Below are 17,284 nucleotides of genomic sequence, written 5' to 3'. Positions count from 1 at the left end.
ATTTTAGGGTTTATTTCAGACCATGCTTTAATTCACACAACATAACTACTTTTGAAGACATTTAAGAAACAATTCGGAGGATCTATTAGAAAAAAAGATTTAGAGAAATTCGCATCATCCAATCAATGGGATGGTAATAAATTCGTTAACCTTTCTCTGACCACAATGGGCTTCAGTTTTAAAAAGCTCCCTGAAGTTTTGAGGGACAATTTCTCAAAAAACATCCAGAGAATGCCCAAACAGCATCTGTCCATTTTACCGATAGATACCGATCAATATTCTCAATCAAATAAAGAAGCAAGATTTTCTTGGTTTGGTCACTCAGTTTTACTTTTTCACTTAAATGGCAAGAACATTTTAATTGATCCCATGTTTGGAGAAAATGCTTCCCCCATTGCTCCTTTCAAGACCAAGCGTTTTAGTAAAAACACCCTTGAAATCATTGATCAGCTTCCTCCTATTGATGCGGTATTATTAACCCATGATCATTATGATCATATTGATCTGGAGAGTATACAAAAACTGATTCCCAAGGTAGATAACTGGCTGGTAGCTTTAGGAGTTTCAAGACATTTGGAAAAATGGGGATTGGAAGCAGAAAAAATCCAAGAAATGGATTGGTGGGATACAATTGATTTTGAAGGCATCGAAATTACATTTACCCCAAGTAGGCACTTTTCAGGTCGGGGTGCCACAGACCGGGCCAAATCGCTTTGGGGAGGCTTTGTTTTTAAAACCGTAGCGGAAAGTATTTATCATAGCGGCGATGGCGGTTATGACCACCATTTTAAAGAAGTAGGCAAAAAGTTTGGTCCTTTTGATGTGATGTTTGTAGAATGCGGCCAATACTATAAGCATTGGCACCAAATCCATTTGTATCCAGAAGAAAGTGTTCAAGCAGCCATAGATGCCAAAGCCAAAAATGCTATTCCGATCCATTGGGGTGGTTTCTCTCTCGCCCCACACAGCTGGAAAGATGGAGTAGAAAGGTTTACAGCTGCCGCTGAAAAGAAAAAACTTAATATCTACACCCCTTCACTTGGAGAAACCTTCTCCTTGAATACTCTCCTTTCCAATAATTTCTGGTGGAAAGATGTCAAATGATGCTTTGATCGAAAAATGAATTGTTACATTTGACCGAAACAGTGATTTTCCAGCCTGGACAGGACAATACCTAAAGCCATAATCACATTGGCTTTTTTTGTTTTTCTTCTAAGGGTATGTCCTTTACTGAGTGTCATATTACATATTAACTACTGTAAAATTTTATATCTATATGAGTCAATCTCTCAAGTTTGTTGATTCTGAAAATTCGCTTTTTTTTACTACTACCAAAAAGCGAATTGATGAATATTTTAAAGAAAACAACCTGTCCCGAAAAGCGAATTCCGCTATGGTTTCCAAAACCGTAGTGTATTTAATTTCCTTTGTTTCCCTTTATGTCTTGATATTGGCAGACTTTCTCCCTCTTTATCTTACTTTGATCTTAGCCGTGTGCTTAGGAATGAATATGGCCTTTATTGGCTTTAACATATGCCATGATGCCTTACACGGCTCCTATTCTTCCAAGCCAGTTGTCAATAGATCATTGGGCTTTTTATTCAATGTCATTGGTGCCAGCGAGTATGTTTGGCGAATTACCCATAATAAAGTGCACCATACTTATACCAATATTGTGGGTCATGATGGGGATTTGGACGTTGCGCCAGGAATGATCCGCGTATCTAAAGGAGAGAAAACCAAAAAAGCCTATCAGTATCAGCATATTTATGCCTTTCTACTCTATTCCCTTTCTTCCCTTTCCTGGTTTTTTAGAAAAGATTATCTGAAATTCTTCCAAGAAAACATAGGTGCTCATACCAATAAGCACCCAAGAAAAGAGTATTTCTTTCTTTTCTTTTACAAAGCTATGTATTATACATTGTTTATAGTAATTCCATTATTGGTCATGGACATTACATGGTGGCAATTCTTGATTGGCTATTTGTTGATGAACTTTGCTGAAGGCCTTGCTTTAGCACTTGTCTTCCAATTGGCCCACTTGGTAGAGGAAACAGAAATGCCTGAACCAGAGCAAAGCCAAAACATTTCAGAGGCATGGGCAATCCATCAGATGAAAACCACAGCAAACTTTTCCGTCAACAGTAAGTTGGCTACCTTTCTCTGTGGTGGCCTGAATTTTCAGGTTGAACATCATTTGTTTCCGAAAATCTGTCATATACATTATCCCGCCATTTCGAAAATACTACAAAAAACGGCCAATGAATTTGACGTTCCCTATTTGAGTAACAGAACCTTCTTTACTGCCCTACAATCACATTATAGATTCTTGAAGAAACATGGAAGGGCAGCATAAAAAGATTGCTTGAATTATTTTTTAATTTTCACTCAGGGTATCATCTTTTATAAGTGTCTAATTATTAAAGGACCATAAAAGCAATTATTTTTAGTAAAGCAATACGCAAAAAGTGAAATACGCTGAAGAAAAACAAATTGGCCTAGTGATCGATGACAATGTTTTTGAAGGAACCTTTAAGGAGCACTTCAAAGCTTTGCATGCCTATGCCTGTGTTTTACTAAAAGACGAAGATGAAGCTGAAGAGATTGTCCAGTCAGTCTTTCTCAAGCTTTGGGAAAAACGAGAAAACATTCTTATCGAAACCTCTCTGAAGGCTTACCTTTATTCTATGGTATATCGGGATTGTATGAACTTAATCCGTCATGAAAAAGTGAAACAGAAACATCAAAATATCACCCTTTATGAAGCACAAAATACTACACTCCAAAATGACCATGGCCATGAAGATGAACTGATGAGCCTGTTAAAAAAGGCCCTTAGGGATCTACCTGAAAAATGCCGCCAAGTCTTTCTGCTTAGTCGGTATGAATCATTAAAATATAGTGAAATCGCAGAGAGGATGGGAATTTCTGTTAAAACTGTAGAAACCCACATGGGAAAAGCATTGAAACATTTGAGAGTAGAACTAGCTGATTTTCTTCCCGTTTTACTGTACCTCTTTATTAATATTTAAGCTTATGGACGACAACAGACTTATAAAATATCTCCTGCACGAAAGTAATGATGCAGAGATGCTGGAAGTCGAAAACTGGCTTCATAAGCATCCTGATCATCAAAAGAAGTACGAACAAATTAAGTTCGTTTGGGAAAAAAGCAAAGTAATAAGCCCTGAGAATACCATTGACGAGGACCAAGCTTGGGAAAGGTTCTTGGAAAAACGTTCTGCCAGTAATGAGGACAATATTGAAACTAAAACCGTCAACTTGGTCTCTTATTTCAGCAAGGCGGCAATTTGGTTAGTGATGCTAACTGCTGGGATGTGGGCTTACAGGACTTTTTTGGAACCAGACAACAGGTTCATGTCCAATATTCTTATCAACACCCAAGAGCATGCCGTGAGTGATACTTTGTTTGATGGTTCGGTCATTACTGTAAATAAATCTTCTCAATTGGCCTTCGAACAAAGCATTCTACAAAAAAACAGGAATGCAGAGCTGATCAATGGTGAAGCCTTTTTCCAGGTGCACAGAAATGAAAACAGGCCTTTCCATGTCCAAGCAGGTGAAGTGATGATTACCGTTTTGGGTACCGAATTCAACGTCAAAAAGACCATGGATCAAGTTGAAGTTATTTTGGAAAGTGGATCGGTCAGCGTAGAATATGAAAATGAGATAAAAATCCTTAAGCCAGGAGAAACAATGCTGATCAACCCTCAAAAGGGCCTATTCACGACGACCAAGACCCAGGATGGGCTCTACAGGTATTATGTGGATGATTATTTCACTGCTAAACAAACACCACTCTGGAGGGTGGTGGAAGTGCTCAACCAAGCTTACAATGCCAATATTATCATTCTCAATGAGAACTTGCGAAATTTACCATTAACGACTACCTTCAGAAATGATTCTCTGGAAAATGCCTTAAATGTGCTAAAAGAAACTTTTGGGCTGACCATAATCCGAGAACCTGAACAAATCATAATCAAGTAATTTGAGCAAGTAAAATGGCTGTAAAAAGGCTATCTCTAGGCTGCTTAGCCTTTATGTTATTTTTTTTCAATGTGAACCAACTCAATGCTCAAGGCAGGTTGGAAGATCGGATTTCACTTGATCAAGTGAATGATAAAAGTATTGGAGAAATTCTAGAACTAAGCTCAAAAGACAGGGGCTTTTTCTTTTCCTATAATAGCAATTTGGTTCCAGAAGACAGTTTAGTTAACCTTCCCTCCTATTCGGGACCGATTCGGGGGATGTTGCTCAAACTGCTGGGTAGCAAATATGAATTTATAGAGACACCTGGATATATCGTCATCCGTTATGCCCCCAATAAGTTATACTTAGATGACAGTAATGAAACCGAGTTAGGCAAAAACTGGCTTATCACAGGACGCGTCAAAGACTTGTCCAGTGACGAACTGATTGCTTTTGCCAGTGTCTATGACCAAAGACTTTTGACTTCTGCCGTGACCGATAAAAATGGATACTTTGAGTTAAGAGTCAAAAACCCTGACCAATCTCTCATGCTAACCATAAGCAAGGAAAATTACAGGGACACGACATTTATGCTTTTACCTACGTTTGACCTTAGTGCCAAAAAGAAAAAAGGCATCTTTGAATATTATGGCACCAGCAGCGAAAACGTAGAAGAGACTTTTCTTGGACGTATGTTTATCGGTTTTAGGCAAAGGATGCAAGGTATTAACCTAGGTGGTTTTTTTGCCGAAATGCCCTATCAGGTCTCGTTGGTACCAGGACTGAGTTCACATGGAATGCTGAACAGTCAAATTATCAACCATGTTTCTTTGAATGTTTGGGGTGGCTATACCGCTGGAGTAGATGGGGTAGAACTGGCTGGGCTGTTTAACATCAACAAGAAAGATGTAAGCTTTGTACAAGCTGCTGGACTTTTCAATCTAGTAGGAGGAAATCAAAAGGGAATTCAGCTTTCTGGACTTTCCAACAAGGTTTTTGGAACAGCCACTGGATTTCAAGCTACGGGTTTGTCCAATATGACTCATGAATTTGAAGGTTTTCAGGTTGCTGGGCTTTTTAACCAAGCGACCGATGTAAAAGGAATTCAGATCGGTGGACTGTTCAATTGGAGTTCTGGAGATACGGGAGTTCAAATTGCTGGCTTGTTTAACCATGCAAAAAATGCAAAAGGCATGCAGCTAGCAGGACTTTTCAATGTAGCTGATAGTAGTAGTTTCCCTATTGGTTTGGTCAATCTCATCAAGTTTGGGGAAAAGAGCTTTTCATTTGGAATTGATGAGCTGGATGTAGGAAGTATTACGATGAGAACTGGAGGCCAACACAGTTATGGTTTGGTGGGATTAGGCTATCATTTGAGAGGAAGTCAAAGGGTATCAATTGATGGAGGCCTTGGTATTCATTTGATCAGAACAGGAGGCTTTGCTTTGGATTCAGAATTAGCAGGAAGGGTTTCACTGGGAGATATTAATACTACATACAATTTAGCCACCCTCAGGTTAATCCCAGCTGTAAACCTTCATAAACATTGGCGGGTTTTTGTAGCCCCCTCTATCAATTATTTATTCAGTGAGGATGCTGAGGAGACAGATATCCCTGGATGGGGCCTAGGAAAACCAGATTATTCAGATGGGGTATTGGGAGGCTATGTAGGTCTTAGTGCAGGAATACAATTTGTCTTTATATAATATTTATTTTTTTTCAACAGACAATCAGGGTAAATAATGGGTAAGGTGTCCTAATAACAAAAGGACAAAATTATCATTACACATGAAAACAATTATCTCGCTTACTTTACTGTTTGCCTTGGTGCTTCAATTAGCTAATGCCCAGGAAGAAAGACCAATTTATACGGTGGCATACAATCACGCTCCTGATGGATTTAATTATCCACTGATTGGTTTTGTGAACCATGCTGTAGGAGATCATAAAGGAGCTCAAATTGGTTTTGTAAATACCAATGGTGGGGACTTCAGCGGTGCTCAGATTAGCTTTCTCAATACTACGGGAGGTGATCTTGATGGGGCTCAGATCAGTTTTGTAAATGTCACAGCAGGAGGCTATTCCGGAAGCCAGATCGGATTCATCAATACAGCCGTGAAGGAATCTTCAGGTGCACAAATCGGCTTTGTTAATACATTGGTAAAAGAATCCTCAGGGACACAAATTGGATTCGTTAACACTGCGGCCCAATACCTAGGTGGAGCACAAATTGGATTTGTAAACATCAATCCTGCAAAAGTCGATGGAGCTCAAATTGGTTTTGTCAATATGACCAAATCGTTAGAGAGCTTACAATTGGGATTTCTTAATTATGCTGATAGCTTAAAAGATAATGGTGTGCCTATTGGCCTATTGTCTATTGTGCGAAAGGGAGGATATAAGGCCATTGAATTCGGCTTCACTGAAATGCACCCCGTCAATGCATCCTTCAAAATAGGTGTACCAAAACTCTACACCACCTTCAATGCCTCTTACAATCCAGACTTAAAAGATGAATTTGCTTTAGGTGGAGGTTTTGGTAGCATCCTCGCCATGGGCAATGTCTTTTATGTCAACCCAGAGGCCATCTTTCAAAACCAAGTAGGAAGTAATAACGACATGGTCAGATTAAGCCTAAACCTTGGCATTGCTTTGAGTCAAAAAATTCATTTGGTGGTTGGGCCAAGTGCTACTTGGGTACAATCTGATAAATACAATGAATATGTGGAGCCGAACTTCTATTTCAGAAGAGATACTTTTGATGAAAACGATGAGCTGTTCTTAGGAATCAATGCAGCTTTAAGGTATAATTTCTCCTATTAAAAAAACTCAAAGAAGATCATTATAAATGATTCTAAACCAATTATTTATAACCAATAAAATTAATTAACTTAAAGGATTAGTGAAAGAGGTTTTCTTTTACTGATCCTTTTTGATTTTTGACTTAGAAAACAATTCAACAAAAACAGGAATATTGGGATACATATTACCTTTATCAAAATTGTCATCAAGCCCAAAAAATTGGGCCTCTACACATTCCGAAGAAGGAACAAAGTCCAAATGAGGCAAAGTTGCTCTGTAAACTACGTTGGCAATATACTGGCCTTTTGGGTTGATACAGGTAAAGAAGAACTCTGGCTCTTCTGCTATTGTTGATGGTTCTAGGCCCATCTCCTCCATCATTTCGCGCCGAATTCCTTCCTGAGGGTTTTCTCCATGATCCAAACCTCCTCCCGGCAAGTCCCATAATCCATTATCCTCTTTAATTAGCAAAAACCTTCCAGTTTCATCTGTAATTAGGGCTTTGACACTGATCCTATAAAAACACTCAGGTATAGAATTGGACATATAGTTTTCAAATGTTTGATACTTCCCCTAATTAGGTAAAATTAGCTTTACTTCAAAAGTGATTTCCCTTCCAAACCGTACTTTTCTGAATCTATTTGGAGAAAATCAAAAATGGTAGCCACAATATCCAACTGAGTGGGCACTTGGTCATAGCCATATTTAGCTAAGTCCTCCAAAGCTAGCGGAGCATCCTGTTCCAATACGCCTGGATGCTTGGGCTTGATTTCTCTTTTAGTGACATTATCTCCTGCTACAATAACGAAGATATTTCTTTCTTGTAAAGTGATTCCACCGTGCCCTGTTTTGTGTCCTCCATGGTCCGTACTTAATAGTATCAACCATTCCTCTTCACTTCTTGTTGTACGAGCTGCTATCGCATCCATCAAATCACCCACATACCTATCAAACTGAACAATTTCTTCATAATATTGAGGCACATCTTCATAGAAACCATGGTCATGACCTGCAATGTCCACATCACCATAATAAACTACAGTGGCATCCGCAGGTTCATGTTTTATAAAATCTATGGCAGCCTGGTGAACATAAGCATCTCCATTCTGGGAATATTTTTTCTCTACCCTCAAATCCGTCTTGTCCAAAATAATCCCCACCGGGATCCAAGTGTAGAATGCGGCCGTTTGCGCGTCAGAAAACTGCTCCTTTATTACCGTAAGAAAGTCAGGATGGTCTCTAAGTTGGTTATTTTTAAAGCTATTATCGATTACTCCATGCTTTGATTCCCCTACACCCGTAAACAAATTGCTCCAACCTGGTCCACTAATGGTAATCCCATTATTGATCGCATCATAACTGAAAATAGCCTTCTTTGTCAAAAGATCAAGATTAGGTGTCGGAATACTTCTCAACACCTCTCCACGAGTCCCATCTGTACCAATAAACAATACTTTCTTTGTTTTCTGTGCATGCGCATTTAAGGAAACTACAAACAAGAACCCCAATAAGCCCAAAAACCTTTTCATATTTAGTTATAGATTATAATGATTTACTATTTCAACAAAGAAAGAATAAGTCTTTTAGAATCTGAAGTCACGGTGAATTTATTTTACAAATATTAATATTTTTTTAACTATTTATAAACATTACATAGCGTTAATTAAGAGCAGAAAATTTCAAACGTTAGTGAACTCTAATTCAAAATAACATTTTACTAATTCTAATTATACCTGCAATAATATTTTTGGTAAATTAATATTATATCATTTTTTTATATTAAATTATATGTAAACACAAGCATAAAATGCAGTCAAATTTTGAAACAATAGATTTTTTAGCTTTGGATGGTTTCAAATGCAACTTAAAACATTACCTACAAAATCAACCTTCCAAATGCCCTGTTTTGCTGGTTCATGGCGCTGGTGTAAGAGCTGATATTTTCTGCCCTCCCACCGAAATGAACCTGGTAGAAACTTTGGCCAAGGAAGGCTATGATGTATGGCTGGAAAATTGGAGAGGGAGTATTGAGTTCCCACCCAATAAATGGGACTTGGATCAAGTGGCTAAATTCGATCATCCTGCCGCTGTAAAAAAAGTACTGGAATTGTCAGGAGCATCGGAAATAAAAGCCATTATACACTGTCAAGGAAGCACTAGCTTTATGATTTCGGTAGTTTTGGGATTAGTACCAGAAGTGACCACTATCATCAGCAATGCTGTTTCCTTACACCCTATTGTCCCTAGATTTTCTGTTTTTAAGTCCAGATTTTTGGTACCGATTGTCAGTAGGTTCTTTGAATACATTAGCCCCAAATGGGGCAATGTTGCTCCTGACTTTAAGTCAAAGCTAATGCGCTTGATGGTCTTATTGACCCATCCTGAAAAAGACACCAAGGTGGGGAAATTTGTCAGTTTTACCTATGGATCAGGCTTTCCGGCACTTTGGCTTCTGGAAAACCTGGATGAGAAAACCATGAAATGGATTGAAGAAGAGTTTGCCGAAGTGCCGATTTCCTTTTTCGAACACATTGGCCAGTGCATTAAGCAAGGGGTTTTGGTTCCTAATGAACCAGGGATCAGCACCTACGCACCTCAACATCACCAATTTTCACCAAGGATTGTTTTGTTTGGAGGAATCAGAAACCTTTGCTTTTTGCCTCAAAGCCAACAGGCCACTTTTGATTACCTGGAAAAATGTCAGCCAGGTAAACATAAGTTATACTTGCTGGATGACTATAGCCATCTGGATGTTTTTTTGGGTAAAACTTCCAATAAAGATGTTTTCCCACTGATGATCGATGAATTGAACAAAAACTAAATTTTTGAATCATGCCTCCAAAAAGAATCAAACGTTATGCTGGTAAATATGCGCTAGTTGATGGAATCCCGTACCAAATGCCAGTCAATGCCAAAAAGTCACCAGCCTTGATGGTCGGTTTTAGCTGTGATTGGGAAAAGGCCAATGCCCTATTACCTGGAGATGAAGTCCATGCGTTAAAATTGCCCAATGGACGTGCAGCCCTCTTGATTACCGTGATCAACTACTTGGATACCAGCATTGGAAAATACATCGAATACAGCATAGCCATCGGCTGCACTCATGGCGCCAAGCCTGCCCCTAAAATCCTTAATGCCATGATGATGAAAACCTATGGTACAGGCCAATACATATTGGATTTGCCTGTAAGCTCCGAAGTTTCTGTAAAAGGTGGCAAAGGAATCTGGGGAATGCCCAAGCATAAAGCAAACTTGGATTTCAAGGTCAGTGAGGAACAAGTCAGTTCCCAATATGAGAAGGATGGACAGTTTGTGTTCCGAATTGAAATGGATCGTCCAAGTTCGCCTTCTTTTAGTCTGAAAATTGGAACCACTAATTATTGTCGATTTAGGAACATGCTGATGGCCTCCTATATCTATTTCAATACCAAAGCAGGAGTAAACTTTTTTGGCAAAGCCAAAGCTAACCTCTATATCGGCGATCATCCCAATGTCTCTTTTTTACGAGAGATAGATATTAATCCTGATCCATTCTTTACGATGTACATGCCTGAAGCCAATGGTGTTTTGGATGACCATTTTGAATGTTGGTTTATGACCTATGACCAACCGCCCTCCCAAATGCCAGAGGGATTAGAGTCGGTAGTTGACCTTGGATTGTCCGAAGACTGGTTGGCGCCTCCCTCCATCACAGATTACCATCAATACAAAATTTAATTCCTAAACTTTCTTGCCATGAGCCCATTAAAACAAACGCTAGTAGACATTAACAACGCCTATATATTTTTCTGTTCCTCCATTTACTTAGGCATGTTTTGGTCATTACACCTTTTTTGGTTTCCGAATTACCCTTCCACTTTGAATTTGGAAAACTATTACGATGCCATCATTCCCCAAACTACCCTGGCCACCAAGTTCTTTTTTATTACAATTCCCATTATGGCTGTTGCCATTGTGATCATGCTGATCACTGAATGGAAAACCAAACTCAAATGGGTTCCTATTTTATGGGCACCGGGTCTACTGATACCGGTCGTCATCCAACAGGCATATATTGAGACGATCAACAATGAGTTTATCGATGGTGTCACTGATGAAGCAAGGCTTCAAGAACTCTTGCAAGAGTGGATGTATCTCAATGATTTAAGATGGATTATTCTTTCGATTATGTGGGGTGTGACGATGTATTTCTTTATTGCAAAAGCCAAACCCCGCTATTCGAAAAACCAAACCTAAGCTCCTGCTATTAACCTACATCCCACTATGAAAAAGAACCTCACTTTTATTGTTATAGGAATATCAATTATCACAATCATTTCTGGTGTCACTCAAATGATTATGCCGGAAATGGTCCTTAAGATCATTGGTGCGGAAATCAGTGATTCCACCAAACATTTATTTGGCATTATCGGAATGTTTATGGCCTTGTTCGGAAGTTTAATGGTGCATACAGTTTACCAAACCCATACTTCCAAAACAGCTGTTTTTTGGTGTGCCATGCAAAAACTAGGCGCTTTTATCGCCGTTACACTTGGCGTTTTCAATGGGTTGTTCTCTTGGATGGCCATGGGAGTAGCTGTCTTTGATTTATTTTCGGCTGGCTTGTTTTTATATTACTTAACAACCCTACAAAAACCATGAGAAACCTCAGCTACTTTTTCTTTTATACTTATGTGGGGCTTGTGGTCCTTGCTGGTTTTCGGGGAGCTTTTATTTATCCAAGTTGGGATTTTAGCTTCTTGTTTTCCATGGATGTAAACCAACTCAATGACTTTAAACGTATCAATCTGCTCAGTCAATACCGATTTTTAAGGGCTTTGGAGTTAGGTTTTGGCCTATTTAGCTTGTATTTCCTTAAGGATATTTTTCAGTATAAAATTTTTAACACCCTCTTTTTACTCATAATGGGAATGGGGATTATGGCTAGGGTATTTTCCTGGCTTTTTGATGGTACACATGGTTTGTTGACCAAGTTTTTCTTGATCTATGAGGCCATTGGTTGGAGGTTGATATATAAATATACCAAACCAAAGCTTATTAGCCATGTTTACTAGGCCAGGTTCAAATAGCGGTATCAAAAGGTCACTGGTGCTGGCCGGCGGTGGCATGAGAGTAGCTTATCAGGCTGGAGTAATCATGGCTTTGGAGGAAGCTGGTTTAGAATTTTTTCATGTGGATGGAACATCAGGGGGTATTTTCAATATAGGAATGCTAGCAAGTGGCCTCAAACCTAAATCAATGGCTGAAAATTGGAGAACCCTAAAACTGACTCATTTTATATCAGGAAGAAGAGCTAAAAATTACCTTAAGCCATTAAAAATGCAGGGCTATGCCGATGCGGACAATATTAGAGACAAAGTTTTTCCACACTTGGGAATAGACATCCAACAGATCCAATCTGGAGCTCATGCCAATGCTACTTTCAATGTTTGTAATTTTTCGCAGAAATCCATTGAAGCTATACCATGCGCTCTCGCAAAAGAGGAACATTTAATTGCCGGAGTTTCTTTGCCCATATTTATGCCTGCCCTTAAAATAGACAACAACTGGTACTCTGACGCTGTCTGGATCAAAGATGCCAATCTGATGGAAGCAGTAAACCAAGGTGCTGAAGAAATCTGGTTGGTGTGGGCTATTGGCAATACCCCTACTTACCTTTCTGGTGCATTTCATCAATATGTCCATATGATTGAGATGAGTGCGAATGGTGGATTATTGGAAGAGTATAAACAAATCAAAATGTTTGACCAATTGCATCCCGAAAGAAAACCTACCAAGCTCTATGTGATCAAATCTCCTATTCCACTGCCCTTGGACCCGGATTTCTTTTTTAATAAGGTCAATGCCCGCGAACTGATCAATATGGGCTATAAACATGCTAAGGAATACTTGCTGAGCAAGAATGACAATGGTGAGAATTTGGATCATACAGCCACTAGCTGCTCGGAACCTTCCAAAACTTTGAGTTTTAGAGGAGTTTATGAAGGAGGGCTGACTTTAGGTACAGACAAAGTCCCCTCTCAATATTTTGTTTATCATCGTTATTCCAAGTTCAGTGATGAACAGGAAATTGTGGAAAGTTATTCTAGTATTGCCATAGAGGGTCATCTAAAGGAAACAGCCTTGTTTGATCACCAAATTTCTATTGAAAAAGAAAACAAGATTCCTTATCAAATCATCAAAGGGAGCTTCCTTAAAAATGGAGAAACCCACACTCTAACCACAAAACAAAAACTAAGTGGTCCATGGGAAATTATTTTTGGTTTGGGCTTTAAAAGTATTTCTATTCAAATAATTGACCAGAAAGGAAAAGTAGCCCTTGAAGGGACATTGTACCAGTCTCTATCCAACAGATTAAAATCATGGTACTTTACCAGTTTGACCACTGTCAGTGGATCAGGTACAGGTATCAAAGGAAAATTCAACATGTTCAAAGATTTTGTCGCTTATGGAATTTAGTCGTAAAAAAATGGTCAACTGGTATGACCCCAAACAACTAGCCTTTACCGGAATGAAAACCATCATTTCTGGGATTTTTGGGAATTTTGCAGACAAAAGGGAAATTCAAGCTGCGCTGGACAAAGATAATCCAGACCAATATGACTATTCCGAAAAAAATGAAATCTGGATTGATTATATCTCAGACCTAGGAGATGGTTTTGACCCCACTTACACCATGGCCAGTTTATTGGCCAAAGAAAACCTAGATGTAAATGGTTCTCCTATCAAAAGAGGTGATATTTTGGTCATGGGTGGGGATGAGGTGTACCCTACTCCTGAATTGGAAGAATACCGAAACAGGCTTCAAGGACCTTATCATGCCGCATTTCCAAAGCAGGACAATGATCCTAATCCACCAGACCTGTTTGCCATTCCAGGAAATCATGACTGGTATGATGGATTGACCAACTTTTTGAGGATTTTCTGTCAAAAAAGATCCTTAGGTAACTGGAGAACCCAACAAAGTCGCAGTTATTTTGCTTTAAAACTGCCCCATAATTATTGGCTGATTGCATTGGATATTCAACTCAACTCAGACATTGATTATCCCCAAATTCAGTATTTTCGTGAAATCGCTGAACACCAGATTCAGGCCAATGACAAAATCATAATCGCTACAGCAGAACCCAGCTGGGTTTACCGGTCTTTTGATCAAAAAAACTCCTCTCATAACCGTTTTGAATTCTTTATCAATAACATCCTTTTGGGTAAATCCGATGGTTGCTACAATGGGAAGAATGAAAACATCCAAATCAGTACTATCCTTACCGGTGACCTTCACCATTACGCCCGATATGAAGAAAAAGATGAAAAAGGACAAATAAGACAGTTGATCACCGCAGGTGGCGGTGGCGCTTTTATGCATCTCACCCATATTTTAAAAGATAGCATTTCACCTAGATATGGAAGTTCAGGCGCTTTGAAAGCCACATTCCCTTCCAAAAATGATTCTAGATCTTTAGCATTAAAAAACTTTGTTTTTCCAATCTACAGCCTGACCATGATTGCCTTTTTTGGTCTGTTCCATGGACTTACTGCCTTGATGCTTCATAAGAACCAAGATAGCCCACTAAGTATCTTTTTGAATCCAGACAGCATTAATGACTATTATTTTGATATCCATATTCCGGTCATGGTCATCGTATTTAACCTTATCTTATGGGGCGGAATTATTCTATTTACGGATAACAGTTCTGGTAGTGGAAATTGGAATTACATCGCTGGATTTTTCCATGGATTACTCCATGTGGCGAATTTTTATTTTATGCTCTACATCACATCCATACTGTTCAATTTGATGGATGATAGCTGGCAGTATCTGGTCATTTATTTTAGTATGCTGATCATTATCTCAGGAATTACCAGTGCCGTTATTTTTGGAATATACCTTTTTATAAGCGTCAACTTTTTAGATAACCACATTACCGAAGGATCAAGTTCTTTTAGGCATGAAGGCTATAAGAACTTTCTCAGAATCCATATCAATGCAGAAGCAATGACCATCTATCCTTTTGGTGTCAAAGCGGTGGTCAAGGACTGGCAAGAAACAGTTATCAATGCTGATGATAAAGACCAAACCACTTTCAAAGGTAGTCCCATACAATATGAATTAATCGAAAACCCAATCATTATCCGTCATGAAAAAGCTCTCTAGACCTATAACCGAGTTAAAAAGTCACTACGATGTCATTGTCATTGGCTCTGGCTACGGAGGAAGTATAGCCGCCTCCAGAATGTCCAGATGTGGGCTTTCTGTCTGTCTAATGGAAAAAGGGAAAGAGTTTCTGCCGGGTCAATTCCCAAACACTTTAGCTGAAGCTGCCAAAGAGATGAACTTCAATAAAGGAAAAAAGTCAGCTGACAATAACGGCCTTTATGATTTCACCATAGGCAATGGCATCAGTGTATTCAAAGGTTGTGGACTTGGCGGAACCTCATTGGTCAATGCCAATGTCTCCATCAAGCCAGACCCTAGAGTGATGGAAGACCAAGCTTGGCCAGAAGCTCTTCGAAACGACATAAGCTCTTTTCAGGAAGGATTGGAAAGGGCTTGGGAAATGCTTAAGCCCACCCCCTATCCGGAAAACAAAGATGGTTACCCCCTATTAAATAAGACACAGGCCATGAGAAAGTCTGCAGATTATATGTCAGAAGACTTTAGGCTACTGGATATCAATGTCAATTTCAAAGACCAAGAAGCAAATCATGTTGGAGTGAAGCAGCCTAAATGCAACAATTGTGGGGATTGTGTTACAGGCTGCAACGTTGGGGCTAAGAACACGACGGCCATGAATTACTTACCAGATGCCTATAATCACGGGACAGAAATTTTCACCAACATCGATGTCAGACATATCGAAAGGGCGACAAAAGGCTGGAAGGTGTCTTTCTCACTGCTCAATGTGGGAAGGGAAAAATTTGACGCTCCTGAATTATTTGTCTTTGCTGACAAGGTTATCGTTAGTGCTGGTTCTTTAGGCTCTACAGAAATTCTACTAAGATCTGCTCAAAAAGGGCTGACTTTTTCTTCCCTTCTTGGCCAAAAAATGACAGGAAATGGAGATGTGTTGGCCTTTGGATATAATAATGACATGCCCATCAACGGTATTGGTCTAGGTAAAAAAGCCACTGGAGGAATTGCCAACGTGGGGCCTTGCATCACTAGCGTCATAGACATGCGAGAACGGGATGATATGGAAAGTGGAATGACCCTTGAAGAAGGTACGGTACCTGGGCCTATTCGGGGTATCATGGCAGGCTCCTTGGTGACATTTTCGAGGTTTTTTGGAAATGACACAGACAGGGGCTTTAAAGATTTTTGGAGAGAAAAGTGGCGTGAAATCGTAAGTATATTCAAAGGACCGTTTCATGGTGCAGTCAATCACACTCAAATCTATTTGGTGATGACCCATGATGATGCCAGTGGCAAAATGGAACTAGAGAATGATCAGTTGATCATTAATTGGGAAGGTGTGGGTAAACAAGGTATTTTCAATAAAGTAAACGGAGAATTGCTTTCTGCCACTACTGCTTTAGGCGGAAACAGGGTACCTAATCCCACTTGGAATAAATTAATGGATCATGAACTGGTGACTGTGCATCCATTGGGAGGTTGTAGTATGGGAGATACTGCTGAGAATGGGGTGGTGGATCATAAGGGACAGGTATTTTCAGGGCTATCAGGGACAGACCTATACGATGGTCTCTACGTCATGGATGGAGCAGTTTTCCCGAGGCCCGTAGGCACCAACCCTTTGCTCACCATCAGTGCTTTGGCCGAAAGAAGTTGTAAATTGATAGCTGATTCAATGGGGAAAAATCTCCAATACAGTTTCGAAAACACTTCTATCAAAAAAGGTCAAAATATTGAAACCAAAGGAGTTCAGTTTACCGAAACCATGAAAGGTTACTTTAGCTTGGGAGAAATGACTGACTATGAAAAAGGGTATGAATTAGGGCAATCCAACAACTCGCCTTTCGAATTCAATTTGACTATATTATCAGAAGATGTGAACACTTTTGTGAAAGATCAAAACCACTTGGCCGGCCTTATGGGAAGTATGACAGCACCAGCCATTTCTCCTAAACCACTTACTGCTCTATATGGAACCTTTAACCTCTTCATCGAAGATAAAGCTGATCCCGAAAGAAAGAAAATGATCTATAATTCTACTTTAATAGACCATAAAGGTGAAAAATACTATTTTGAAGGATACAAGGATGTCCATAATGACAAAGGATTTGACGTTTGGAAAGATACCACGACCCTCTTCATCACTATCAAGAAAGGAGCTGATTCAAGAGGAGAAACATTAGGAAAAGGCAAACTGAAAATACACCCAGAGGACTTTATGAAACAATTGACCACCATGAAAGCTGTTAATGTTTCGGGCACTTCAGAGAACTTAAGTGCTATTTCCGCTTTCGGAAAATTCTTTTCAGGAAATGTTTTCGAAACTTATGTGAAAAAGATCAAATAGCTAATCCCCTT

General features: G+C 39.3%; 16 protein-coding genes. 14 read left to right on the top strand and 2 right to left on the bottom strand.

Features of this window, described 5'->3' with window-relative positions:
- The first annotated feature begins 51 nt into the window (after window positions 1–51).
- The 6 genes from IFO69_RS09880 to IFO69_RS09855 all read left to right on the top strand — a co-directional run bounded on the left by IFO69_RS09880 (window position 52) and on the right by IFO69_RS09855 (window position 6,813).
- The gene (locus tag IFO69_RS09880; RefSeq protein WP_192009944.1) at window positions 52–1,104 is read left to right on the top strand and encodes an MBL fold metallo-hydrolase; all 1,053 of its coding nucleotides are present in this window, start codon (window positions 52–54) and stop codon (window positions 1,102–1,104) included.
- A 172-nt stretch (window positions 1,105–1,276) separates the two neighbouring features.
- Entirely contained in the window at window positions 1,277–2,356 is a 1,080-nt protein-coding gene (locus tag IFO69_RS09875; RefSeq protein ID WP_192009943.1) for a fatty acid desaturase family protein, read from the top strand.
- Between the two features lie 112 nt (window positions 2,357–2,468).
- Window positions 2,469–3,032, top strand: a complete 564-nt coding sequence (locus tag IFO69_RS09870) for an RNA polymerase sigma-70 factor (RefSeq protein WP_192009942.1) — start codon at window positions 2,469–2,471, stop codon at window positions 3,030–3,032.
- A 4-nt stretch (window positions 3,033–3,036) separates the two neighbouring features.
- Complete coding sequence (locus IFO69_RS09865; RefSeq protein WP_192009941.1) at window positions 3,037–4,008, top strand: FecR family protein; 972 nt, start codon at window positions 3,037–3,039, stop codon at window positions 4,006–4,008.
- Window positions 4,009–4,061: 53 nt separating this feature from the next.
- A complete protein-coding gene (locus IFO69_RS09860) occupies window positions 4,062–5,696 on the top strand; it encodes a carboxypeptidase-like regulatory domain-containing protein (RefSeq protein ID WP_225444086.1) in 1,635 nt (544 codons plus the stop codon).
- Between the two features lie 82 nt (window positions 5,697–5,778).
- Complete coding sequence (locus IFO69_RS09855) at window positions 5,779–6,813, top strand: hypothetical protein (protein WP_192009939.1); 1,035 nt, start codon at window positions 5,779–5,781, stop codon at window positions 6,811–6,813.
- A gap of 96 nt (window positions 6,814–6,909) precedes the next feature.
- Here IFO69_RS09855 and IFO69_RS09850 read toward each other — a convergent pair whose 3' ends face one another.
- Window positions 6,910–7,338 carry an NUDIX hydrolase gene (locus IFO69_RS09850; protein ID WP_192009938.1) on the bottom strand — a complete coding sequence of 143 codons (429 nt, stop codon included), beginning with the start codon at window positions 7,336–7,338 and terminating at the stop codon, window positions 6,910–6,912.
- Window positions 7,339–7,385: 47 nt separating this feature from the next.
- Window positions 7,386–8,321 carry an alkaline phosphatase family protein gene (locus tag IFO69_RS09845; protein WP_192009937.1) on the bottom strand — a complete coding sequence of 312 codons (936 nt, stop codon included), beginning with the start codon at window positions 8,319–8,321 and terminating at the stop codon, window positions 7,386–7,388.
- Window positions 8,322–8,599: 278 nt separating this feature from the next.
- On the opposite strand from IFO69_RS09845, the gene IFO69_RS09840 reads away from it, so the two are divergent.
- From IFO69_RS09840 to IFO69_RS09805, 8 genes are read left to right on the top strand one after another with little or no spacing between them, the layout of a single operon-like run.
- On the top strand, window positions 8,600–9,613 hold the full coding sequence (locus IFO69_RS09840) for an alpha/beta fold hydrolase (RefSeq protein ID WP_192009936.1): 1,014 nt from the start codon (window positions 8,600–8,602) through the stop codon (window positions 9,611–9,613).
- A gap of 11 nt (window positions 9,614–9,624) precedes the next feature.
- Window positions 9,625–10,509 (top strand): acetoacetate decarboxylase family protein, encoded by an 885-nt coding sequence (locus tag IFO69_RS09835; protein ID WP_192009935.1) that lies wholly within the window; start codon window positions 9,625–9,627, stop codon window positions 10,507–10,509.
- Window positions 10,510–10,527: 18 nt separating this feature from the next.
- Window positions 10,528–11,028, top strand: coding sequence for a hypothetical protein (locus tag IFO69_RS09830; protein ID WP_192009934.1), 501 nt, complete (start codon window positions 10,528–10,530; stop codon window positions 11,026–11,028).
- A gap of 27 nt (window positions 11,029–11,055) precedes the next feature.
- Window positions 11,056–11,433: a patatin gene (locus IFO69_RS09825; RefSeq protein ID WP_192009933.1), complete on the top strand. Its 378-nt coding sequence runs from the start codon at window positions 11,056–11,058 to the stop codon at window positions 11,431–11,433.
- Window positions 11,430–11,846 carry a DUF4345 family protein gene (locus IFO69_RS09820; protein WP_192009932.1) on the top strand — a complete coding sequence of 139 codons (417 nt, stop codon included), beginning with the start codon at window positions 11,430–11,432 and terminating at the stop codon, window positions 11,844–11,846. Before IFO69_RS09825 ends, IFO69_RS09820 begins: the two co-directional genes overlap by 4 nt.
- Window positions 11,836–13,251: a patatin-like phospholipase family protein gene (locus IFO69_RS09815; protein ID WP_192009931.1), complete on the top strand. Its 1,416-nt coding sequence runs from the start codon at window positions 11,836–11,838 to the stop codon at window positions 13,249–13,251. The genes IFO69_RS09820 and IFO69_RS09815 overlap by 11 nt, the downstream gene beginning before the upstream one ends.
- Window positions 13,241–14,947, top strand: coding sequence for a ferric reductase-like transmembrane domain-containing protein (locus IFO69_RS09810; RefSeq protein WP_192009930.1), 1,707 nt, complete (start codon window positions 13,241–13,243; stop codon window positions 14,945–14,947). The genes IFO69_RS09815 and IFO69_RS09810 overlap by 11 nt, the downstream gene beginning before the upstream one ends.
- Window positions 14,931–17,273, top strand: coding sequence for a GMC family oxidoreductase (locus IFO69_RS09805; protein WP_192009929.1), 2,343 nt, complete (start codon window positions 14,931–14,933; stop codon window positions 17,271–17,273). The genes IFO69_RS09810 and IFO69_RS09805 overlap by 17 nt, the downstream gene beginning before the upstream one ends.
- Window positions 17,274–17,284: the final 11 nt, after the last annotated feature.

Source organism: Echinicola arenosa (genome assembly GCF_014841125.1).
Lineage (GTDB): Bacteria > Bacteroidota > Bacteroidia > Cytophagales > Cyclobacteriaceae > Echinicola > Echinicola arenosa.
The sequence above is the reverse complement of the archived record's forward strand: the minus strand, read 5'-3'. Positions and strand labels throughout refer to the sequence as shown.

Coding starts and splice junctions, on each gene's coding strand:
- IFO69_RS09875 (WP_192009943.1), top strand. CDS start 1,277: ATGAGTCAATCTCTCAAGTTTGTTGATTCTGAAAATTCGCTTTTTTTT.
- IFO69_RS09825 (WP_192009933.1), top strand. CDS start 11,056: ATGAAAAAGAACCTCACTTTTATTGTTATAGGAATATCAATTATCACA.
- IFO69_RS09855 (WP_192009939.1), top strand. CDS start 5,779: ATGAAAACAATTATCTCGCTTACTTTACTGTTTGCCTTGGTGCTTCAA.
- IFO69_RS09840 (WP_192009936.1), top strand. CDS start 8,600: ATGCAGTCAAATTTTGAAACAATAGATTTTTTAGCTTTGGATGGTTTC.
- IFO69_RS09845 (WP_192009937.1), bottom strand. CDS start 8,321: ATGAAAAGGTTTTTGGGCTTATTGGGGTTCTTGTTTGTAGTTTCCTTA.
- IFO69_RS09810 (WP_192009930.1), top strand. CDS start 13,241: ATGGAATTTAGTCGTAAAAAAATGGTCAACTGGTATGACCCCAAACAA.
- IFO69_RS09805 (WP_192009929.1), top strand. CDS start 14,931: ATGAAAAAGCTCTCTAGACCTATAACCGAGTTAAAAAGTCACTACGAT.
- IFO69_RS09865 (WP_192009941.1), top strand. CDS start 3,037: ATGGACGACAACAGACTTATAAAATATCTCCTGCACGAAAGTAATGAT.
- IFO69_RS09860 (WP_225444086.1), top strand. CDS start 4,062: ATGTTATTTTTTTTCAATGTGAACCAACTCAATGCTCAAGGCAGGTTG.
- IFO69_RS09820 (WP_192009932.1), top strand. CDS start 11,430: ATGAGAAACCTCAGCTACTTTTTCTTTTATACTTATGTGGGGCTTGTG.
- IFO69_RS09815 (WP_192009931.1), top strand. CDS start 11,836: ATGTTTACTAGGCCAGGTTCAAATAGCGGTATCAAAAGGTCACTGGTG.
- IFO69_RS09850 (WP_192009938.1), bottom strand. CDS start 7,338: ATGTCCAATTCTATACCTGAGTGTTTTTATAGGATCAGTGTCAAAGCC.
- IFO69_RS09830 (WP_192009934.1), top strand. CDS start 10,528: ATGAGCCCATTAAAACAAACGCTAGTAGACATTAACAACGCCTATATA.
- IFO69_RS09835 (WP_192009935.1), top strand. CDS start 9,625: ATGCCTCCAAAAAGAATCAAACGTTATGCTGGTAAATATGCGCTAGTT.